The 22,849-nt window shown below is 60.3% G+C and carries 15 protein-coding genes; 12 read left to right on the top strand and 3 right to left on the bottom strand.

The window, feature by feature from the left end; genetic code table 11:
• Window positions 1–104: 104 nt before the first annotated feature.
• Window positions 105–935 carry a MerR family transcriptional regulator gene (locus DXD16_RS04510; protein ID WP_117655263.1) on the bottom strand — a complete coding sequence of 277 codons (831 nt, stop codon included), beginning with the start codon at window positions 933–935 and terminating at the stop codon, window positions 105–107.
• 63 nt (window positions 936–998) lie between these two features.
• Window positions 999–2,399, bottom strand: coding sequence for an MATE family efflux transporter (locus DXD16_RS04505; RefSeq protein ID WP_369831464.1), 1,401 nt, complete (start codon window positions 2,397–2,399; stop codon window positions 999–1,001).
• 262 nt (window positions 2,400–2,661) lie between these two features.
• On the opposite strand from DXD16_RS04505, the gene DXD16_RS04500 reads away from it, so the two are divergent.
• From DXD16_RS04500 to gatB, 12 genes are all read left to right on the top strand, one after another.
• Window positions 2,662–3,699: a hypothetical protein gene (locus DXD16_RS04500; protein ID WP_117655250.1), complete on the top strand. Its 1,038-nt coding sequence runs from the start codon at window positions 2,662–2,664 to the stop codon at window positions 3,697–3,699.
• A 233-nt stretch (window positions 3,700–3,932) separates the two neighbouring features.
• Window positions 3,933–4,988, top strand: a complete 1,056-nt coding sequence (gene moaA, locus DXD16_RS04495) for a GTP 3',8-cyclase MoaA (RefSeq protein ID WP_233502611.1) — start codon at window positions 3,933–3,935, stop codon at window positions 4,986–4,988.
• 4 nt (window positions 4,989–4,992) lie between these two features.
• Entirely contained in the window at window positions 4,993–6,300 is a 1,308-nt protein-coding gene (gene mobB / locus DXD16_RS10545) for a molybdopterin-guanine dinucleotide biosynthesis protein B (RefSeq protein WP_117655249.1), read from the top strand.
• Between the two features lie 265 nt (window positions 6,301–6,565).
• Complete coding sequence (locus DXD16_RS04485) at window positions 6,566–7,846, top strand: MFS transporter (protein WP_158551568.1); 1,281 nt, start codon at window positions 6,566–6,568, stop codon at window positions 7,844–7,846.
• A gap of 221 nt (window positions 7,847–8,067) precedes the next feature.
• Window positions 8,068–8,889, top strand: a complete 822-nt coding sequence (locus DXD16_RS04480) for an HAD family hydrolase (protein WP_117655247.1) — start codon at window positions 8,068–8,070, stop codon at window positions 8,887–8,889.
• Window positions 8,890–9,427: 538 nt separating this feature from the next.
• On the top strand, window positions 9,428–12,868 hold the full coding sequence (locus tag DXD16_RS04475) for a Spy0128 family protein (protein WP_117655246.1): 3,441 nt from the start codon (window positions 9,428–9,430) through the stop codon (window positions 12,866–12,868).
• Window positions 12,861–14,519, top strand: coding sequence for a SpaA isopeptide-forming pilin-related protein (locus tag DXD16_RS04470; RefSeq protein WP_158551565.1), 1,659 nt, complete (start codon window positions 12,861–12,863; stop codon window positions 14,517–14,519). Before DXD16_RS04475 ends, DXD16_RS04470 begins: the two co-directional genes overlap by 8 nt.
• Before the next feature lie 118 nt (window positions 14,520–14,637).
• Window positions 14,638–16,299 (top strand): isopeptide-forming domain-containing fimbrial protein, encoded by a 1,662-nt coding sequence (locus DXD16_RS04465; RefSeq protein ID WP_117655244.1) that lies wholly within the window; start codon window positions 14,638–14,640, stop codon window positions 16,297–16,299.
• Window positions 16,300–16,861: 562 nt separating this feature from the next.
• Window positions 16,862–17,779, top strand: coding sequence for a class C sortase (locus DXD16_RS04460; RefSeq protein ID WP_158551562.1), 918 nt, complete (start codon window positions 16,862–16,864; stop codon window positions 17,777–17,779).
• A gap of 324 nt (window positions 17,780–18,103) precedes the next feature.
• Complete coding sequence (gatC, locus tag DXD16_RS04455) at window positions 18,104–18,415, top strand: Asp-tRNA(Asn)/Glu-tRNA(Gln) amidotransferase subunit GatC (RefSeq protein WP_035136890.1); 312 nt, start codon at window positions 18,104–18,106, stop codon at window positions 18,413–18,415.
• Window positions 18,415–19,929, top strand: a complete 1,515-nt coding sequence (gatA, locus tag DXD16_RS04450) for an Asp-tRNA(Asn)/Glu-tRNA(Gln) amidotransferase subunit GatA (protein WP_117655242.1) — start codon at window positions 18,415–18,417, stop codon at window positions 19,927–19,929. Before gatC ends, gatA begins: the two co-directional genes overlap by 1 nt.
• Window positions 19,929–21,605 (top strand): Asp-tRNA(Asn)/Glu-tRNA(Gln) amidotransferase subunit GatB, encoded by a 1,677-nt coding sequence (gene gatB, locus DXD16_RS04445; protein WP_117655241.1) that lies wholly within the window; start codon window positions 19,929–19,931, stop codon window positions 21,603–21,605. Before gatA ends, gatB begins: the two co-directional genes overlap by 1 nt.
• 216 nt (window positions 21,606–21,821) lie before the next feature.
• Here gatB and DXD16_RS04440 read toward each other — a convergent pair whose 3' ends face one another.
• A complete protein-coding gene (locus DXD16_RS04440) occupies window positions 21,822–22,820 on the bottom strand; it encodes an AraC family transcriptional regulator (RefSeq protein ID WP_117655240.1) in 999 nt (332 codons plus the stop codon).
• Between the last annotated feature and the right edge of the window lie 29 nt (window positions 22,821–22,849).

The following is a 22,849-nucleotide window of genomic DNA, read 5'->3' as shown; positions in this document are numbered from 1 at the left end:
TCTCCTGCCTATGGGGGGCAATATGCTGTCATTTTATTTGCTACAAAATACAATCTAATTCGGATTAAGGTAAATGGATGGAATTGCTCGATAAATGGTAGTGATTAGCGGACCGGTATCGCGATCCTCGTCACATACGCTCCCGGATCGTCGCTGATGATGTCGTCGATGAGGGCGATTTCGCGCGAGGGACCGGCGGGGGACAGGTCGCGCTCGTGCATGTAATCGAGTAAGCGCTCATAGCGCGGGGCCGCCTGACCGTGCGTGCCGCGGAAGCTGACCGTCAGACACCGCGCGGCGGGACGTACTTCGACATCGCCCAGGTAATCGTCCGTGTCATCCAGCAGCAGAAAAACCTCGTCGTAGCCATCAAAGTCGCCGGCGGCAAGGCGTTCGGGCGCGATCCCGACGCCCAAGTTGCCCAGAAAGACAAAGGTCTCGTGCTGACCCTTCTGCAGCTGACGAATCTGCCATTCCAGCGCATATGCGTCGGTAGGGTTGACGCGTTCGCTCAGCACGGCGCAGTGAAGCTCGGGCGCATCGATTGTGCAAATGGTATCGAGCTCGGTGTTTAGGGCATCGTGCAGCAGGGCAAGTCGGTTATCGATCTTGCGCGACACGCGCTCCAGCTCGCTGCGCTTGCGCTCGATGAGCTCCTGCTGCTGAGCCAGCTGCCGCTGCATGAGGTTCACATCGCGCGTTGTCACAAACTCGCGGATTTGTGCGAGCGGCAAGTTGAGAACACGCAGGTGGCTGATGGTGTTGAGGGTGGAGAGCTGCCGCGATCCGTAGTAGCGGTACCCACTCGTCGGATCGACATATGCCGGTTCCAATAGCCCCATCTGTTCGTAATGGCGCAGTGTGCCCACGCTCAAATTGAGCAAGCGCGCCACCTCGCCAATGCGGAGCAGGCCCTCGGTGTGTTCGCTTGGCATGTCGGTCACAGGACCGCTCCTTTCGGTAAAACAGGGGAGAGGCGCTAGGCCTGCGTTGCCCCGCTACGCCATCAGCTTGTCAAAAGTTCCGCGGCGGTTGAGCACGGTAAATGCAATCACGCAGATGGCCGCCGACAGAATCGACCCGCACGGCGAGGCGATACCCATGGGGAACAGCGTGTCGGAATAGGCGTTCGACAGCAGCCATGCGCCGGGTACGCGAATGAGCGCCACGGCCAGCACGTTGTGCGCAAAGCCGATGTAGCTCTTGCCGTATGCAGCGAAAAAGCCGCTAAAGCAAATGTGGATGCCGGCAAAAATCGCGTCGAAAATATAGCTGCGCATATAGCCGGTGCCGGCGGCGACCACCGCGGGGTCCTTGGCAAAAAAGCCGATAAACGCCGGCGCCACCAGCCACATCAGCACCGTGATCAGGCAGCCGTACACCACCGAGATGGTCATGGCATCCTTGAGCACCTGGCGCGCGCGGTCGCCCTTGCCTGCGCCGGCGTTTTGCGCCGTGAGCGCGCTGACGGTAGCGCCCATGGAACTCGGCACGATAAACAAAAAGCTGATCATCTTTTCGACCAAGCCTACGGCGGCGGCATCAACCAGGCCGCGGTGGTTGGCGATGACGGTGATGAACATAAACGCCACCTGGATGCAGCCGTCCTGCACGGCTACGGGCACGCCGATCTTAAGGATGCTGCCGAGCACCTCGGGCTGGGGGCGTAGGTCGCTGCGCTTGAGGTGAATGTGCGTACGGCGGCTCTTGAGCCACACGAGCGCGAGAGCCACGCTCGCCGTCTGCGCGATGACTGTGCCGAGTGCCGCGCCTACGGGGCCGAGCCCCATGTGGCCGATAAACAGAAAGTCGAGCGCGATGTTGATGATGCATGCCACGCCAATCACGTACATGGGCGAGCGCGAATCGCCCAGCCCGCGAAAGATGGCCGAGAGGATGTTGTACGCGGCGATAAAGGGAATGCCGATAAAGCAAATGCGCAGGTAGGCGGCGGTGCCTTCGACCGCCTCGGCCGGCGTGCCAATGAGCGCCACGATCTGCGGGCACAGTGCGAGCAAGGCAGCGGCCAGTACCACCGAGACACCCATAAAGAGCGTGATGGTATTGCCGATAGCGGTCTCGGCGCGGTCAAACCGGCGCGAGCCCACGGCGTGGCCGACGATAACCGTCGTTCCCATGGCCAGGCCCACGAGCGTCACGGTAATGATATAGAGCGTCTGCGCGCCGTTGCCCACGGCGGTGATGCCGGCGGCGCCGCTAAACTGTCCCATCATGTACAGGTCGGCCATGCCGTAGAGCATCTGCAAAAAGTACGAGAGCATATAGGGCAGGGCAAAGACCGCGATGGTCTTAAGGACATTGCCGCGTGTGAGGTCGTGTTCCATAGGTGGGGCTTTCTGGCTGGGTTTGTTTACGTACCAGTGTAGTGAAAACCCTATAACGATTGTAGAGTCAAGGTTTGTGTTGGCAGCGGGGCGAAAAAGTCACGCTCCAAGCACGATGCTTTGACCCCTCCATGCTCCTCACCTCGCCTCAAACCATCACAACATTCGACGTTTTTTGCCAAAATTGGGAAAAGCATCGAATGTTGTGATGGTTTTTCTACCACTCGATCGGGTGGAATCGCTTTCTTGCGCACGAAGGTGTGCGGACCCGTGGGCAGGGGAATAAGGTTGGTTATCCGACTCCATTGGAGGGCTCATGGACCTGCCGATCGTCCTGTCCCATAAGACTGCCTGGCTGTACCACAACGTGGCGCGCCCGTCCGAGCCGCTCTCGCGAGCAAGCAGCCTATACGATGAGGACTCGCTTGCTAACGAAGCGGAGCCGACCGCGAGCCTGCCCAAATTGGGACTCGATGCCAAAGGGCTGAGGGCTTCAACGGCAGTTGGGATCGTTGCCGACTATCTGGTCTCGCTTGGTATTCCACGAGACGAGCTCGATCATATCGACACGCTCGTCAACTTCGATTTTGAGCGCTCGACGCCGGCTGGATTTAGGTGCCACGTGTTTGGAGCGCCGGTACCTCCAGGCCATCTTATCGAGGTGGCAGAGGGCCTTCTGGTGGTTGATGAGGCCATGTGCTTTGTCCAAGCGGGTTCGTGGATGAGCGAGCCTGAGCGGCTGGAATATGGCTACGAAATCTGCGCCCGTTACCATTTGAATCATCTGTCGACAGGCGATTATATCGAGATGGGACAGAGGTATACCGTTGCCGACTTGATTGCTTATTGCAATGAGAACCGATCTCGTCAGGGGGCTGTACGCGCGGTCTCCGTGCTCAAGCGCGTGCGCGATGGCGCGCGTTCGCCCATGGAGACGGCCACCGCAATCATGGTCGTAGCAAAACGTTCCCAGGGAGGGCTGGGATACGCCAAGATCGAGCTCAACCATCGGGTCGATGTTCCCAGCGAGTTCAAGTATCTTGCAAAGGCCGAGTATTTCGAGATCGACGTATATGCGCCTGCGAGTGGTACGGGGCTTGAATACAACGGCTCGGACCATCTTGATAAACAGCGCAGCGCGTCGGATGCGGAGCGTATGACCGTGCTGAGCGCGCTGGGCTTTAGGATGATCGTCCTCACCGGGACTCAGTTTGCCCATCAGCTGCAATTGCACCGGGCGATGAACGCTATCGCACTTGCTATGGGCCTTAAGTGCGACCGAAGCGAAGCGTTCCAAAAGCGGCAGAACGACCTGCGAGAATTCGTGATTCGTCACTGGGACGACGGCCTTTAGGGGCGTTCCGGCCCTTCTACGGGGTGCCGTGGGCAGGCAAACCATCACAACATTCGACGTTTTTTGTCAAAATCGGGAAAAGTATCGAATGTTGTGATGGTCTGTGCTGAGGATGGGCTTGGAAAGTCCGTTTTGCCCGAAGCGACCTGTCCTGTCGTACGGGTGTCGGCATGATTCTCTCGTGGGGTATTATGTTTTCCGAAGAATAAAACGCCGCGTGAGGGGAGGGCTGCGTGGACGGGCACGTGCAACATGACGGCTTTGGCCGCGACATTAACTACCTGCGCATTGCCGTTACCGACAAGTGCAATTTCCGCTGCATCTATTGCATGCCGGCCGATGGCGTAGCGCCCCGCGCGCACGACGAGCTGCTCAGCGCCGAGGAGATCGCCCGCTTTGTGCGCTTAGTGGCGGGGGAGGGCATTCGCCGCGTGCGCCTGACGGGCGGCGAGCCGCTGGTCAGCCGCCGTATCATCCCGCTCATTCGTGACATCCGCGCGATTCCGCAGATCGAGGACATCTCGCTTACCACCAACGGTGCCCTGCTGCCCAAGCTGGCGCCGCAGCTCAAAGACGCCGGGCTTGATCGCGTCAACATTTCACTCGATACGCTCGACCCCGTGATGTTTGGAAAGATCACGCGTCTGGGTCGGCTCGAGCAGACCATGGCTGGCATCGACGCGGCGCTGGCTTGGAGCTTTGAGCCCGTTAAGGTCAACTGCGTTGTGGCGCGCCGACTCAACCAGGATGTGGCGGCCCTCGCGCGGCTCACGCTCGACCGCCCCATCCACCTGCGCTTTATCGAATACATGCCTATCGGCGACGAACACACAAGTTCGCATTGCGCTGTGGGCCCGCATGCGCCCGCGCTCAATCCCGAGCTGTGGGACGCGAGCGATACCGTGCCGAGCGACGAGCTGCGGGCGCGCATCAATGCCGGGGCTGCCGCGGCGGGACTGGGCGAGCTCGAGCCGCTCGACATCAACGACGCTCCTGCCGGCGCGGGCCCTGCGCGCTACTGGCACTTTCCGGGTGCGGCGGGAACGGTTGGCTTTATTAGCGCCATGTCCAACCATTTTTGTGCGAATTGCAACCGTCTGCGCCTGACGGCCGATGGCAACGTGCGTCCGTGCCTGTTCAGCGATGCCGAGTATTCGGTGCGCGACGCCCTGCGCCGTGGTGATGATATGCAGGTACTTTCGATTTGGCGCGATGCCGTGGCCCACAAACCGCAGGAACACGCGATAATTGAGGGCACGCAACGATTTATGTCCCAAATCGGAGGATGATCATATGGCCAAGAGCAGGTACGCCGATGCCACCAAGGCCGCTCGCAGGGCCGCGATGTCTGCCCACAAAGTCACAGCTGCGGCGAATGCTGGCAACGCCGACGCGTCCGCGCAGCCGACTGCCAGCGCTGCCACCGAGCCGCCCGCCCGCGACGCCCGTCGCGACGAGCTGACGCACGTGGACGCCAAGGGCGAGGTACGCATGGTCGACGTGTCCGACAAGGCCGAGACCCATCGCAGCGCCATCGCCGAGGGCACCATCCTCATGCACCCCGAGACGCAGGCCATGGTGCTGCAGGACCGCGCCAAAAAGGGCGACGTGCTTGCCTGCGCGCGCGTGGCGGGCATCATGGCCATCAAGCGCACGAGCGACATCATTCCCATGTGCCATCCGCTGCTCATTACCAAGAGCAAGTGCGATATTGCGCCCATCGCTCCGGCGGGAACGCCTGCCGAGGACGTGCCCGAGGGCTGGGCACCGGCGCGCGCGGACGGGCAGGTTGGCTTTTACGTGCTGGTTACGGCGGGCGTGACGGGCAAGACGGGTATCGAGATGGAGGCCCTGACCGGCGCGAGTGCCGCGTGCCTTACGATCTATGACATGTGCAAGGCAGTCGATCGCGGCATGGAGATCGTCGACGTGCGCCTGCTGCACAAGGAGGGCGGCCGCTCGGGCGTGTGGGACCGCGCAGAGCGTCAGGCTGCTGCTGTCGAAGCCGTGGGTGCCGCGGGCGACGCACCCGCGAGCGCACCCGTCGCCGTCGCGCCCGCAGCTCCGACACCGGCCGTCCCCGCAATCGCGTTTATCGGCTACCAAAACTCGGGCAAGACCACGCTCGTCGAGAAGGTCATTGCCGAGCTCACCCGCCGCGGCCTGCGCGTGGGTTCGCTCAAGCATCACGGGCATCACGGCTTTGATATCGACGTGCCCGCTAAGGATACGTGGCGCCATCACCAGGCCGGATCCAAACACGTGGGCCTCATCTGCGCCACGCGCTGGGCGGAGTACTCCGACACGCGCGAGGAGGACGAGATGCCCGCGCGCGAGCTGCTGTCGCGCTACAACGATGTCGACGTGGTGATCATCGAGGGTTACAAGACCGAGGGCTTCGACAACATCGTGGTCGCGCGCTCCGGTGTCGACCGTCTGCGCGGCAAGAGCTCGCTCGACCTGGTCGACGGTCACACGCTGGCCCTTGCCTGCAACGAGGCCCTGGCGCGCCAGGCCTTCGACGCCGGCTTCGCGACCCGAGCCATCAACATCAACGACGCCCGAGCCATCTGTGATCTCATCCAAGACCACCTGGCCTAAAACCTGCCAAAAAGGGACAGGTTTATTTTGGCAGGTTTTATCTGGGCAAACGTCATTTCCACCACAAAGGGGTCAGGCACCTTTGTGGTGGTTTTTGCTTTGGTAGATGTGTGGGACATGCCTTACAATCTACCAAGTAGTTCATGACGGGCGAAAAACGGAGAAAAGGGGCTTGATGCGTCCTTGATGTTTCATGCGGATAGATTGATTTGACAGACGGTGGCGAATACCCACCGTGCGCATTCGTATGAAACAAGGAGTCTTCATGCTCGCCTCTCTTTTCTCAAAGCCTCAATCATCGCTGTCCGCGCAGGCCAAGCGCCTGGTGGCGATGCGCTTTCTCATCTACACCGGCTTTCAGACCAGCTACTTTATCGGCGTCATCGGAACGCTCACCTATGCGGATGGCGCTTCGGTTGTTGCGACGTCACTGGCTGTCCTCTTTATGAACGTCTTTGTGATTCTGGGGTCCTTTGCGGGTGGTGCGGCGCTCGACGCCTGGGGCCCACGTCGCCATTTCTTGTTGAGCATCGTCGGCACGCTGGCGACGGGCGCGGCAATTATCGCCTTTGGCAGCGCGACCGGAACAGTCCTTGCCGGCGCGGTACTCCTGGGCTTTGTGATGGGATTCGCCCAGCCCATCGCCACGTCCTATCCGGCGTATCTCACCGACGACCCCGTCGAGCTCAAAGACATCAACTCCGCCATAACTATGTTCTCCAACGTGAGCATTATCGTCGGCCCCACACTGGGCGGCTTTGTCGCGGCGGCTGCGTCGTCGCGCGCGGTGTTCGTGCTTATGATGCTCTTTACCGTGCTGGCGCTCGTCGTCGGTTGGGGCTTTAGGCCGCAGGCCAGCCATGTCGCCGAGCATGCGGATGCCGATTCGGCAGAGGAAGGGGAGCGTGCGGGACAAAGCTCCAACCCCAGCACGTCCGCCCACGCCACTTTCGCAGCCAGCATCAAGACAGTCTTCACCAACAGCGTCCTCGCGCTACTTTTCTGTATCATTTTTCTTTCGAACTTTGGCTATGGAGCCTTCGACCCGCTCGAATCGTTCTTCTACCGCGATGTCCTGCACGTCGGTGTTGAGTGGATGGGCTGGCTCTCGTCGGCCTGCGGTGTCGGCGCGGTGCTGGGTGCCGTGCTCGCGCTCCGCTTGCCGCCGCACTTGGTCAACCTTAAAACGCTGCTCGTGGCGCTTATGTCCGTGGGCCTGGGAAGTTTGCTCTATGTGGGAACACCGTACGTGGGTGTAGCCCTCGTCGGCCAGATTGTCCTGGGCGTGGCGTGGGGTGTCGTCAACCCGCTCCACAACACCATTGTGCAAACGACGGCTCCGCTCGAGCAGCTTGGTCGCGTCAATTCGGTCATGGGCTTTGGCAATATGTTTGCCGGCGTGGCGCCGCTGGCGATTGCCCCGTGGCTGGCAGCGACATTTGGCGTACAACAGACGCTCGTGGGGGCTGGCATGGTCGTGACGGCGGTTCCCGCGGCGCTGCTGCTGTTTGGATGCCGGCATTTTGATCGTGCCGCAAGGCAGTAAAACCCATCACAGCATTCGATGAAAATCGCGATTTTGCCGAAAAACGTCGAATGTTGTGATGGTTTGCGCCCTGGGCCAGGCCATCCTGCATCCTACCACCACAAAGGGGCCAGGCACCTTTGTGGTGGTTTTGCTTTGACAGGCAGCATCCGCGCCTTGGTATACCATGTACGCCGTTCACGAATACACCCCACACCGCCGCACAACCCAGAAAGGCCCCCATGGACGCCACCTTCAGCCACATCAAAGCCGTGTTCTGCGATATCGACGGTACGCTGCTCACGAGCCAGCATACGGTGTCCCCGCGCACCGTGGCGGCGATCCGCGCCCTGCGCGACCGCGGCGTGCTTTTTGGCCTGTGCACCGGGCGCGACGCCCACGCGACCGAGGCCATGTACGAGTTCTGGGGCATCGAAGGCCTGGTGGACGTGCTCGTGGGCTGCGGTGGCGCCGAGGTCATCGATCGCGCGCACGCCATCAACGAGCTGAGCTTTCCGCTGCCGGGCGAGACCATCGCGCGCATCTGCAAGCACATGGCGGACCTTCCGGCAACACCCGTCTGCCCCCGAGACGGCGTGTTCTACGTGCCCGAGAGCAACGCGTGCGTCGAGCACCTGTCGCGCGTCGACGGCGTGCCCTACCAGGTGGTCGATTTTGCCGAGTTCTTGCGCGAGCCGCAGCCCAAGGTGATGTTTACCATGGCGCCCGAGGTGATGCCGCGGGTGATTGAACGGGCGTCGACGTTTGCAGATAACACTGTTAAGGCGGCGGCCCTGCAGACCACGCAGCGGCTCTACGAGTTCATGGATCCGCGCGTGTCCAAGACGCGCGGCCTTGGGCGCGTGGCGGAGCTCAACGACATGGAGCTCCAGAACATCTGCGTGTTTGGCGATGCGGACAACGACACCTGCATGGTGGCCGACGCCGGCGTGGGCGTGGCTATGGCAAACGGCAGCGACGCCACCCGTACCGCCGCGGACTTTGTAACCGCGAGCAACGACGAGGACGGCATCGCGATCTTTATCCAGGAGCATCTGCTGTAGCGCCTGGGGGCAGCCACAAAGAGGGCAGAGCGCCTTTGTGGTGGTTTTCCAAGCGTCCCAACAGTCGATTGTTGGGACGCTTTTTTGTAGCGAGGAGATTTGCAGCCGGTAACATGCGATGCCATTCAAGTGTCGATGTATGAACATATCGGCACACGCTAGTTGTGCAGTAATTGACCAATTAGCTCATAACTAATATTTCCAGGTAGATATACTGCCATTCACGGCGCAATTTTGACCGTTCACAGATTGAGCGGGTTAAAACAAAGTGTTGTACAAACAATGATAAAGTGTCATTTATCTAGATTTGCTAACGAGTTTACCAGCGTCTTTCCGAAATTTAACCCTCGAAAAACAATGCATAGTTTGAATAATTGTCAAGAAGTTAAGGCAACGTAAAGCAAAACTGACATTGTTAGGCTTGCGTTGTTTAAACAAAGAGTAATAATATGCATATCGAGCGCGAGTAATTATAGGTTGCGCGCCCAAGTTTGATGGTGAAAGAGCAAGATCGCGGTCTCTTGGGGAGGAGACATCGATGAAAGCGAATTCGGATAAATCTAAGCAGAGTAATAAAGCGACGCGCCGTGTGCTGGCAGGCGTTTTGTGCGGAGCCTCCGTTTTGAGCCTGGTACTGTCGCTCGTCATGCCTCCGATCTCGCAGGCCATTGCCAACGATGCCCAGACGGTTTCTACCGAGGAAACTGTGATGGGGGGGGGTTCCTCAAGTGAGTCTACTGATGTAGGCAACACCAACAACGGGGATACCGAAAACCAGAATAGTGACGATGCTGCGGGCGACGACGAAATCCAGCAGGAGGAGCAGCCCAAGGACGAGTCGCAGGCAGAAGAAAATGAAGCGATCGACGATGGCGCTGGTTCGTCAGCCGAGGAGGCTGTGGCGAGCGAAGAGACAGCCACGGACATCAAGAATGCCGGTGACTTGCAGGGAAAGCTTCTAGGCGTTGAGGAAAATCAAACCGCCAGCTTTACGCTTGCGGCTGATATTGACTTTCCTGGTGAAATCACACTTAACAAAGGCGGCAGCAATATCACCCTTGACCTAAGTGGTCATAAGATTAAGCACTCGAGCGCCGACAAGCCGTTATTCAATGTTGCCGGTGGTGCGTCACTTACAATTAGGGATTCTGCACAGGTGGGTGAGACGGTCAGCGAGGGCCAGCAGCTAGCTGATCAGGGGCAGAGCCTGAATGCCGATAATTATGACAAGAATGCCGCCAATTATGGCAAGAATGCCGAACTGACTTACGATAACGATAACATTCCATCTAATCTTACCTACTACGTGACCGAATCGTCCCCGAGCGGAACAGGCACAACCGAGACACTTGTCAAACATGACGTTGAGATTAAAGGCGCCATCGTGGCGTGCGGAGGCAACGCAAATCTAAAGCTCATCAATCTATATAACAACAACGGCAAGGGCGGCACGTTTAACCTTGTGAGCGGCGTGATCACGCAAAAACAAGGCGGCAGCGTTAGCAGCTTGGTCTATGCCGAGAACGGCTCTACCGTCAACATGCGCGGCGGCTATGTGTGTGGAGCTTCTGGCTCGGGTGCGGGCGGCGGAATTGAAATACACGGTAATTCGACCCTCGAGGTTTCCGGTGGCGTAATTGCCGGCAACAGTGCTCCTAGTGGCGGTGGTGTGTATGCTAAAGACTCCACGGTCAACATAACTAATGGCGTAATCTCCGGCAACAGCACGCTTGCTACTGGTGTTGGTTTCGGCGGCGGCATCATGGCCGAAGGCGGCAGCGTTACTGTTTCTGGTGGCTACATTACTAACAATAAATATGCCAATTACTGTGGTAACGATGGTAATGGCGATCATGGCGGTGCTGGACTTGCCGCTAAAAACGGTACTCATGTCACCATTTCGGGCGGCCAGATCACGGGCAACTATTCTGAGGAAGCCGGCGGCGGCGTCTATGTGACCGACATCGAACACCAAGGGGCGAGCTCGCGCAAGACAATGGCATGGCTCAACATTACGGGGGGAACTATTGCCTCTAACGTGAGTTTTCGCTCTGAGGGTGCCGGCATTCGCGTGGGCCAGATGGTTGACGCGATGATAAAAGGAACGTCAAATTCAAATCCAGTCTATATCACTAATAACCACTGCATGTCTCGCTTTGACTGGGGTGGAGGCGGCATCTTCGTCCAGGGCGATTCTAAGGTCGCGTCTAATGCTGGTAGGCTATTTGTCTATAACTCCTATATAAGCAGCAATGAGGCCGGTGGCTACGGTGGCGGCGTTGCGGCTTGCCCGACGGGTAAGACTTTGGTGACAGGCACCGACGGCACGGCGATTTTCGGTAATACTTCTGCCGGAAATGAGCAAAACGCGAACGACTACGAATCCGTGAGTAATACAGGCAATAACGGCACCCCCCATCTTTCCGGCGGTGGTCACGGTAAGGACCAGGACTCCGACGCCTACAATGCCGAAGTGTTTCGCGAAAACGGCCACGCGGACTTCTTCCTTGCGGCGGAGGGTCATACGACTCCGATCGCGGCGGTGATTGGCAAAATGCTTGGCGGCGGCGATGCTAAGTATCGGGGAAGCTTAGAGCTCCAGAAAGCCATTACTATCCCCGCTAACGGTGGCGTGCAGGTATATAAAAGCATCGGCCTGAGTTCGGATGTTAAGGCTCAAGACCCCGAGGCGATCAATGCGCGAAAGGCTGCGCTAGAGGCGGGCGCGACGTTTATCACGGGCAATTATTCCTGGAACCATGGCGGCGGCATCATGTCGAACGGCGACCTGTACATGGGCGCGCCTGAGGACACGTATGTCTATCCGAGCCTCAAGCTCAAGGCGACCAAGAAGCTGGAAGGCCGCAAGCTCAATGATGGGGAGTTCTCCTTTACGGTGTATCGCAAGGATTCAGACGACCCTTTGGCTGGCACGACAGCTGGCACGACATTCAATCGCGACGTTTGCACCGAGGTTGGAACAGCAGCAAATGATGCAGAAGGCAGCATTACGTTTGACCTTGGTGAACAATTCGCATCGAGTGGCGCGGGTAACGAAATCACATACTACTTGGTCGAAGACCCCGGTGGTGATTCTGGCATCACGTACGACTCCAGCGTGTATAAGATTGTGGTGACGGCCGAAGATACCAAGACCTTGCTCATGTCTGTTCCGAGTAAAGAAAACTCAAGCCAACTGAAGGATCTTTACATCCATAACTACACGATTAAAAACGTCGGTGTAACCAAGTACGAATTCCGCGAGTCGTCTGGGAAGTGGGAGAACGTAAAAGCGAGGAGCAAGGTGCAGAAGAGTGGAGACTATTATCCAATTATCTGTGAGGGTGACTCCACGACTTTCACTAACAAGTTCACTCCGTACGACTCGAAGGGCTCCTGGACGCCTATGGCGACTAAGGTCGTTGAGGGTGGCGAGATGAAGGAGTTCACGCTCCAGCTTGCGACCGACACAGATTTTACGGATATCGTTAGCAGCAAGTCCACCACTGCCGACGGCGACAAGTCCCAGACCCTGAGCTTCGACAAGATTGATTACAAACTCGATCAACTCGACCAGCTCGCGTCTGGCCCCGCTGGCCGTGGTGCTTCCAAGACCTTCACGTACTACGTGCGCGAGAAAGACGACGGTTCGCTGTTCTCGCACTATACGTACGACAAGTCGGTCTATCAGATTACGGTTAACGCGACTGACGACTCTAACCACCATATCGACGTCACTGCGACCTACAAGCAGATTCAGGATCGTGATGGCAAGCCAGTGACCAACGACACGGGCCGCGAACTCACTGAAAGTTCCACCCCCACCTTCACCAACACCTACTCCACCTCTTTGCCCCTTTCTGGTATGTCGGGCGTCACTCTGACGTACCTTGCCGGCGCGGTGGTGCTTTGCGCTGCTGCGGCCTGGATGCACATTCGTCGCAAGGCGAATGCGAAGGGAGGTAAGCGTCGTGAATAAGAAAGTTTGCTCCTTCCCGATCTTGTTTGCGCTGCTTACCCTCCTGATCGGCACCTGCGCGGTTGTGTTCCCCGCATCCGCGCAGGCCGCGCCGACCTCGACCGGTTCCATCACGGTGAGCGGCACCGTGGCGCGCAGCTACGACGCCTACCAGATCTTTAGCGCCAACGTCGTCGACGGCGACAGCGACGCCAAGATCGCCACCGACCTCGCCTGGGCAAGCGACGCCGTGCGCGACGCCGCGCTGCCTGTGCTGCACAGCGCCGGCATGCCCAATTCCCAGACCACCGCGCAGGAAGCTGCCGAGTGGCTCAACACCGATTCCCACCTTACGAGCGCGCTGAGCGCGCAGCTCGCTCGTTCCCTCCAGAGCTCTGGCGCCGAGCTCGCGGCCCTCAACGCGGGCACGGCGGCCGAGCTGCCCTGCGGCTACTGGCTCATCGTCGCCGACGACGACGCCATCGCCCGGGGCGAGGCCGGCACCGCGCCGATCATGGCCCTGGTGGGCGGCAGCGCCGTCACCGTCAAGCCCAAGGCGGCGACCCCCAAGGTGTCCAAGCACGTGCTGGAGGACAGCGCCGCCGCATGGCAGAAGGCCGCCGACGCCACGGTCGGCGACGACCTGTACTGGCGCCTTTCGGCCACGGTCCCGGCGGGCCTCACGGCCTACGACGCCTATGCGGTGCGGTTCGTCGACACCATGAGCGCGGGGCTCGACCCCTCCAAGGTGGCCGCGAGCATGCGCGTGTACGCGGCGGCGGGCGCGGACGGCGGCTTTGACGCCGTCTCGGCCGGCAAGGACGGTAGCGTCGGCACCGACCCCGCGAAGGGCTGGACCGATATCACGGCCCAGTGCGCCACCAAGGTAGCGGCCGACGGTAAGACCTTCACCGTGCGCACCGGCGACCTGATCGCCGCGCTCGGCGGGGCCGACGCCTTCACCGCGGGCGCCCGCGTGGTTGCCGTGTACGATGCGCCGCTCAACAGCGCATGCAACCACGGCATCGCGAAGGGCAACCCCAACGAGGTCTACCTGCGCTACCCGCGCTCTCCCTTTGCCGACCAGTCCGGCGATGCCGGCTTCACCCACACGCCGAGCGACGATGCGTGCGCCTACACCTGGGACCTCGCGCTCACCAAGCGCGGCAGCGACGGCGACAAGCCGCTTGCCGGGGCGGTCCTGAGCATCGCCGACGACCGCGGCCGCACGCTGGCGGCCGACGGCACGTGGGATGCGGAGGGCAAGGCCACCGTCACCACGGGCGAGGACGGCCGCGTGACCGTCTCGGGCGTGGACTCGGGCAAGCTGGAGGTCCGCGAGCTCAAGGCGCCCAAGGGCTACACCGCCTTTGAGGGCACGTGCTGCGTGACGGTCAAGGCCGAGGGCCTGGATGTCGACCAGGTGGCGGCCGCCAAGCCTAAGGTGACCGTATCGGCCGAAAGCCCTCTGCGAGTTGATGCCGCCGATGCCGGGAAGGGTTTAGTCGAGTTGTCGGTGCTTAACACCCCAAGTAACGAAGTGAGTCGAGGCTTTATGCCCTCGACGGGAGATAGAACGTTGGTGTTGGTAACGGCTTTGGCCGTCATCGGAGTAGTGGCTATTGTCGTCGCGCTCGTCATCAAGCGGGGAGGAGGTCGCCATGATAAATAATTGCCCCCCCTTGCTCAGTGGCGTACTACCTCCGTAGCGATTAGAGCGCAGGGAAATGAGCCTGCTGACTTTTGGTGATGACGAGAATTAAAGCAACCTCCAAGAAAGAGGTCCCAACATGAAAACAACCAAGAACATCGCACGCCTGGCAGTAACCGCCGGCCTCACCGCAGCCCTGAGCTTCGGCGGCGTGATGGCGACAGTCACGATGGCGTTTGCTGCGGAGGGTGCTGCCCCCAGCTATTCGCTCACGATTAACAAGTCCGTGGACAATGACTCCACTTCGTTCAAGGCGTATCAGATTTTTAAGGCTGACGTTATTGACGGAAAGTCCGGTAAGGTTGCGTCCAACATTGAGTGGGCGAGTGATGACGCAGAGACTGCGGTCCTGAAGGTGCTTGTTGATAATAATGCCCCAGGGATTACCTTAGACTCGACCGCTTCTGACGTTGCCGACTATCTTTCCAAGATCACTGATACCACTGATACCACGAGTCTGCCGCAGAGCAGCATCCTTAACAAGATTGCCTTGGCTGTAGAGAAGAGTGTTACCGCTACGGGCGATTCCTTTGCCGCCGGTCGCGCTTTCACCACTACGAGCGCTGGCTACTACCTGTTCATGACCGATACCGACTCGCTCAGTGCGAATGAGAAGCAGACCGGTACCTCGCCGATCTTTGCAGTCGTGGGCGGCAACGCAGTGGTCGTTACCGAGAAGACGAGCATCCCGACCGTGACGAAGCAGGTCAAGGACGATGGTGCGGACAACGACTGGAAGTACAAGGCGGACTCCCAGATGGGTCAGACCGTTCAGTACAAGCTGACCGGCACGGTTGCAAGCAATGTCGACACGTTCAGCACCTACTATTATGAGTTCCACGATGAGCTGTCTGCCGGTTTGACTGTTGATAAGTCCACTGTCAAGGCCGTGATTGGTGAGACTCAGATCACGCCTACTTCTGTGACCGTGTCTGATCCCGATTCAAATGGCAGAACGGTCTTGAGCGTAAAGTTTGACGATCTTAAGGCTGCCGCCACGGCGGCCGGCGTCACTGTCGGCGAGCATACAAGGGTCGTTGTCACGTACAGCGCCAAGCTCGACCCGAATAAGTCCCAGCATGTCGTTGTCGGTGGCACGGGCAACTCCAACACCGTCAAGCTCATCTACTCCAACAACCCTGGCCACGATTCCCGGGGTGAGTCTGTGCCCGACACCGTGCGCGACTACACCTATGCGCTCAAGCTCGTCAAGAAGGACGCGACGGATGAGAATAAGATACTTAAGGGCGTAAAGTTCACCATCCGTGCCACTGATCCCGACGATATTGCATCCAAGGACATGTATGTCCAGGAGAATGGCTCCCTCGGTACTGAGGCTTATGAGTTCACGACCACCGACTCCGGCGAGATTAACGTCAAGGGCCTCGATGCCGGCACCTACACCGTCAAGGAGACCCATACGCTCGCCGGCTATAACACCATCCCCGAGTTCACCTTCACCATCAAAGCCATTGGATTCAACCAAGCAGAGGGAGAGGGAGAAAACAAGATTACGGTCAAGACGAGCACCAGGGGTTCCAATTTGGTCGAGGTTGACACGACTAACACGGACAACGGTACTGCTGCCTTGATCGTCAAAAACAAGCAGGGTTCCGGCCTCCCGCTCACCGGCCTTAACGGCGTGACGTTCACTTGGATCGCTGGTGGCGCGGTGCTGTGTATCGGCGTGGCTCATCTCATCCGCAGCCGTAAGCAGGCTGAGGAGTCCGAGCAGGAGTAACGCTCGCTCACCCATCCCTTTGGCAGGTGGGATGTGATGGCCATGAGACTTGCGGACACTTTTCTCGTCCATCCACGTTCTTGCTTTGTCATTTTCTTTTCGGGGCAGACTCCGCACTGGATTCTGCCCCGTTTTTTGGGATAACGCAGCCAGCCTCCACCGTCCGATGCGGGTACGTTCGTCATCGCGTTTCTTGACTCGTATGAGGTTCGGATTAAGGTCCGTAGGCGCACGCGCGGTGCGGACGGTAGAAGGCATTTGCGCCGCAAGCGCAAATAAGAATGCCCGGGGGTCGGATCCCGGGCATTTAACTAAAGCTGAAAACTAGGCTGCCCGCGCTCCTAAGTACTTACGCGGGGTGCGTCGTTTTCTGTTGACATTGTATCCCGAATCGCCCCGCCGATTCGGGACATTTTGAAAACTCAAATGTGGGCTCATGCTCGCGCTGCGCAATGCCGCTGAGCTGCGTTGTCCGGCGTACGAGCTCGCGAATCGGCTATTATTTGTTTAGACAACTTGAGTTGTAGAGGAGTGACCGGCGATGGTGCAGGGCGCCAAACATATGAAGAGCAATAACGCCGCGGACAACGGCGGCTCAAGCCCTCAGCCCAAACCTCAACCAAAGCCCAAGCGCCGTCGCAAGCGACTGCCGCGCTGGGCAGACCGTCTCATCACCATCGTCATCATCCTTATTGGCGTGGGCCTTATGACCTGGCCGTGGATTTTGGACCGGCTCGAGGCCTCGGGCGTGTTCAACCAAATCAGCACGGTGTCCAGCACCGTGGACGCGCTATCTGCCGAGGAGCGCGAGCGCATTCTGCTCCAGGCTCGCTCCTTTAACGAGCAGCTGGCGGGCGAGGCCACCGAGCTCCCCGCCGACCAGATTGAGCCCTACGCTCAGCAGCTCATCTTTGACCGCGACCCCATGATGAGCTGGGTCGAGATCCCCTCCATCGACGTGAGCATGCCCATCTACCACGGCACGAGCGAGGAAGTCCTTATGGCCGGCGTCGGCCACCTGGAGGGCACGAGCCTGCCGGTGGGCGGCGCCTCGACGCATTGCGTACTCACCGCGCACTCGGGCATGCGCAACCTGAGCATGTTCGACGACATCCACTCGCTGGAGCCCGGCGACCTGGTGCTGCTGCACACCATGAACAAGACGCTCGCCTATAAGATGGTGGACTCCGAGGTGGTGCTGCCCGAGGAGATGGAGTCGCTGACCATCGAGCCCGGCGCCGACAAGGTGACGCTCGTCACCTGCACGCCCTACGGCGTGAACGACCATCGCCTGCTGGTGCATTGCGTGCGCACCAAGTACAACAAGAAGGACGTCGACAAGCAAAAATCACTGGCCGGCCGCCACTGGGGCAAGCGCGAGTTTGCCGTGCTCATCGTGGTCGTAGCCATTGTGCTGTTGCTGCTGGACATCGTGATCCACGCGGTCCGCAAGCACCGCAAGGCTAAAGCCTCGGCATAGGACATTCTTCAGAACCGCCACAATGGGGACAGGCACCTCTGTGGTGGTCGGGATTTCCAAACCATCACAACATTCGATAAAAATCTCGTTTTTGGCGAAAAGCGTCGAATGTTGTGATGCTTTTCGTTGCGGTCGGGATGGCTTTCGTTGTGGGTGACGCGGTTTTAGCTGTGGGCGGGACAGTTTCGCTGCAGAACCGCCAGCCCGCAGCCTGCCAACCGCCGCCCTCGTTACGTTTTCGCTGCATTTGGGTAAAGCACCTGCTCCAAGCGGCGTTGCCCTGTATACTAGAGCGGTTTAACTGTTATGCGGAAGGGAGCGCCTATGGCACTCAGCGAGAAAGACGTGCGCGGCATCGCCGAGTACGCAAAGATCGCACTGACCGATGACGAGCTCGCCCAGATGACGTCCTACATGAACGACGCCGTCCAGATGCTCGAGCCCGTCTTGCAATATGACTTGCCCGACGTGGAGCCCACGTTCCATCCCATCGGAAGCCTGTCCAACGTGATGGGCGATGACCTGCGCGAGCCCGAGCGCGACCTGCCGCTCGACGTTGCGCTCGAAAACGCCGGCAGCGCGCGCGACCGCTACTTCCGCGTGCCGTCCATTTTGGGAGAGGGGGAGAGCGAGTAATGGCGCAGAGCTTCGATTCCCTTACCGCCGCCCAGATCGCCGCGGGCGTTGCCGCCGGCGACTTTACCGCTACCGAGGTGGCCCAGGCCTCCCTTGCCGCCATCGAGGCGCGTGAGGGCGGGGTCCAGGCATTCCTGCAGGTGGCGCCCGAGCTCGCGCTTGAGGCTGCTGCCAAAATCGACGCCCGCCGCGCCGCCGGCGAGGCTCTGCCCCCGCTCGCGGGCGTGCCGCTGGCCATCAAGGACAACATGAACCTCGTGGGCACGCGCACCACCTGCGCTTCCCTCATGCTCGAGGACTACCAGAGCGTCTACACCGCCACCTGCGTCCAGCGCATGCTCGATGCCGGCTGCCTGCCCATGGGCAAGGCCAACATGGATGAGTTTGCCTTCGGCAGCTCCACCGAGAGTTCGGCGTTCCACCGCACCAACAATCCTTGGGATACCGAGCGCGTGCCCGGCGGCTCCTCGGGCGGTTCCGCTGCCGCCGTCGCCGCGGGCGAGGTCGCGCTCTCGCTGGGTTCGGACACTGGCGGCTCCATTCGCCAGCCGGCGTCGCTGTGCGGCGTGGTGGGCTTTAAGCCCACGTATGGCGCCGTGAGCCGTTACGGCGTGGTCGCCTTTGGCTCGTCGCTCGACCAGGTGGGCCCCTTTGGCCGCACGGTCGAGGATGTCGCGCTGGCCATGAACGCGCTTACCGGCGCGGGGCACGATCCGTACGACTGCACCAGCCAGGACTGCGCCGTCGACTTTACCGAGCATCTCAACGACAGCATCGAGGGCAAGCGCGTGGGCATCATCCCCGCGTTTATGGAGGCCGAGGGCCTGACGCCCGAGGTCAAGGCCGCTGTTCAGCGCGCCGCCCAGGAGCTGCAGAACCAGGGTGCCGAGCTGGTCGAGGTCGACCTGCCGCACCTGGACGCCGCCATCGCCGCCTACTACGTCATCGGCCCGGCCGAGGCATTCTCCAACCTGGCCCGTTTCGACGGCATTCGCTACGGCTACCAGGAGGAGGGCTGCGCCAACCTGTCCGACCAGAGTTCGCTTTCGCGCGCCCACGGTTTTGGCGCCGAGGCCAAGCGCCGCCAGATGCTCGGCGCCTACCTGCTGAGCTCGGGCGTGTACGACAAGTACTACTACGCTGCGCAAAAGGCCCGCACGCTCATCACGCAGGACTACGATGCCGCGTATGCCAAGGTGGATACCATCCTCATGCCCGCCTCGCCGCGCACGGCCTTTAAGTTTGGCGAGATCAGCGACCCCACGCAGATGTACCTCTCCGATCTGTACACCATCTCGCTCAACATTTGCGGCAACGGTGGTATCTCGGTGCCGCTGGGCCTGGGCGAGGACACTCAACTGCCCGTTTCTGCCCAGTTGGTGGGTCCGGCCTTTAAGGACCGTCAGCTGCTCACGTTTGCCCGCGCCCTGGAGCGCGGCTTTGCCGATGCCGCCACGGGTGCGTCCGCGCTTTCCGTCGCGCCCGATTTTGCCGGGAAGGGAGGCGAGCTGTAATGAAGGAGCTTTCCGAGGTCCTGCAGGATTGGGAGGCCGTGATCGGCCTGGAGATCCATACCGAGCTCACCGCACTCGATACCAAGATGTTCTGCAACTGCAAGCTCAGCCACGATGACGAGCCCAACGCCAACGTGTGCCCGGTGTGTCTGGGCCTGCCCGGCGCCCTGCCGGTGCCCAACAAGCGCGCCATCGAGAGCATCGTCAAGGCCGGTCTCGCCACCAACTGCGAGATTCAGCGCCACTCGATGTTCTACCGCAAGCACTACTTCTATCCCGATATGGCCAAGAACTTCCAGACCACGCAGGGTCCGGTCGCCTTTGCCATGTACGGCCACCTGGACCTGGACGTGACCGGTCGCGGTGCCGCCGAGCGCCCCGACTGCGCGTTTGGCGAGGCCGAGGCCCAGAGTCTGGCGAGCGCTTCGGCCAACGCCGAGGGCCTGTCCACGTCCATGACGTCGACCATGCGCGAGGGTAACCAGCGCGCCGGTCACCTGGCTAGCTACGATGCGTCCAACCTGCAGATGCCCGAGCGCCGCGAGGACGGTTCCTACACGGTGCCCATCCGCATCCTGCGCATCCACATGGAGGAGGACGCCGCCAAGATGGTGCACGTGGGCGGCGCCGAGGGCCGCATTACCGCCGCTGCCGAGTCGCTCGTCGACTACAACCGCTGCGGTACGCCGCTGATCGAGCTCGTCACCGAGCCCGACCTGCGCACGCCCGAGGAGGCTCGCCTGTTTATGGAGAAGCTCCGTCGCATTTTTGTGACGCTGGGCATTTCGGACTGCTCCATGGAGAAGGGCTCCATGCGCTGCGACGGCAACGTGTCGCTGCGCCGCCGCGGCGAGACCAAGTTAGGCACCAAGACCGAGCTCAAGAACCTCAACTCGTTTAAGAGCCTGCATGACGGCCTTGCCTACGAGATCTGCCGCCAGGCTGAGGTGCTCGAGGAGGGCGGCATCATCTATCAGGAGACCCGCCACTGGGAGCCCAGCCGCAAGCGCACCGTGGTCATGCGTGTGAAGGAGACGGCCGACGACTATCGTCTGTTCCCCGATCCCGACCTGGCGCCGTTCGATTTGGATGACGAGTTCATCGACCGCTGCCGTGGCGAGATTCCCGAGCTGCCCGATGCCAAGCGCGCCCGTTTTGAGGCCGACTTTGGTATTAAGACGGCCGACGCCGAGCAGATTGCCGGCGACCCGGAGTTTGCCGACTTCTTTGAGGCCGCCGCTGCCGGTATGGCCGGCAAGGAAGCCCAGACGGTCGCAAACTTGCTGGTGAACGAGATGATCGCCTACCTTAAGGGCGCGGGCGTGTCGCTCGCCGAGTCCGGCATCGCGCCGGCTCAGGTGGCAGCGCTGGCTAAGCTGCTGGCGACCGACGCCATCAGCTCCAACCAGGCGCACGAGGTCTTTGAGGCCATGGCCCAGACCGGTGACGATCCCAACAAGATCGTCGACGAGCGCGGCATGCGTCAGGTGAGCGATGCCGGCGCGCTGCAACCGATCGTGGACGAGGTGCTGGCTAACTGTGCCGATCAGGTGCAGCAGTATCGTGACGGCAACCAGAAGGTCATCGGCTTTTTGGTGGGCCAGTGTATGAAGGCGAGCCGCGGCAAGGGTAACCCGAAGCTCTTCAACGAGTTGCTGAGAACGTCGCTCTCGTAAACGGGAATCGAGGGGCCGGGCGCAGGGCCTTGCCTCTCAATTTCGGACAGTCCTGACTCACGACGGAGGCGCCACTGGCGCCTCCTGTTCGTGCGGAACTCATTGAGAGGCAAGGCCCTGCGCCCGGCCCCTCGGTTCCGTGACGACTCGGCCGTTCGGGTCAGGCGGGGCTGAATTTAATTTGATGAATGAGGGTGCCGTTGGCGCCTTCATTCTTTATATATGTTGGGAGCGCCAAGCGGTGGGGGTGGTGCCGGTGTGTTGCTTGAAGGCTTGGGCGAAGGCGGCCTGCTGAGGGTAGCCTAGACGCTCTGCCACCTGCGCTATCGTGAGCGCGCTATCGGCCAAAAGGTCCTGTGCTCGCTCCATACGGCGTCTGCGAATGTAGGCGCCCAGGGACTCGCCAGTTTGGGCCTTAAAGGTGGCGCATAGCTTGGAGCGGCTTGTGTAGAGCCTCTCGGCTACCTCGTTGATACCCACACGTCTGCCTTTGTCGAGCGCGCGCTCAATCATTGCCGTTGCTTCTTCGGCAATGGTCACGCTGGCGCGTGTGTCTGCCGCCTGCTGCGCCTGCTTGTGGGCCGCGCGCGAACAGGCGAGCTCCGCGACCATGGTCTCCACGATGCCTTGCATATAGACGTGTCCGCCTACGGTGCGGGCGCGTTCCTCGTTAATCCGGCGCAGCGTGTGGCAGATGGCAGACGTCGCTTCCTCGTGCCATGGCTCGGCAAACGCCTCAAAGACCCCTGCGAACTCGGTGGGATAGCGGTGCTCCAGTTCGTCAAAATATCCAGGCAAAAAGAGCACCGAGCGTGAGTGATAGAGTTGCCCTGCAAACAGCGGGCTTAGCTCCTCGCCGCAGCTGTCTTGGATAAAGCTGCAGACTGCGCTGCTCGGCCACGGCCCACGCAGCGGCTTGAGGTTCGCAGGCGTTATGCCGGCTTCGGGCATGCACATGAGCGTGGGCGCGCTGACCTCGCTCACGCACGCGTACGGTTCGGGCGTGTATTCGGCTAGGTGCATGTTGTGCATCGGGGTAATGAAATGCTCCATGACGATGCAAGTGGGGGAGAGGGGCATGATCCATGCGCGTCCGTGCGCCCGATCGTTTGCCACCTCACCGGTAAAGACGGTGCCCTTGCCGGAAAGTTGCAGGCCAAACTGCTCAAACTGCGGTGCGTAGAGCTCGGTTATATCGGTTGCTGCCCGCCGCATTTTCAAAAGCGTCCCCTTCCTTTGCGGAA

The organism is Collinsella sp. TF11-5AC, from assembly GCF_003436775.1.
GTDB lineage: Bacteria > Actinomycetota > Coriobacteriia > Coriobacteriales > Coriobacteriaceae > Collinsella.
Note: the sequence above shows the minus strand (reverse complement) of the source record. Positions and strands in the feature narration are given on the sequence as shown.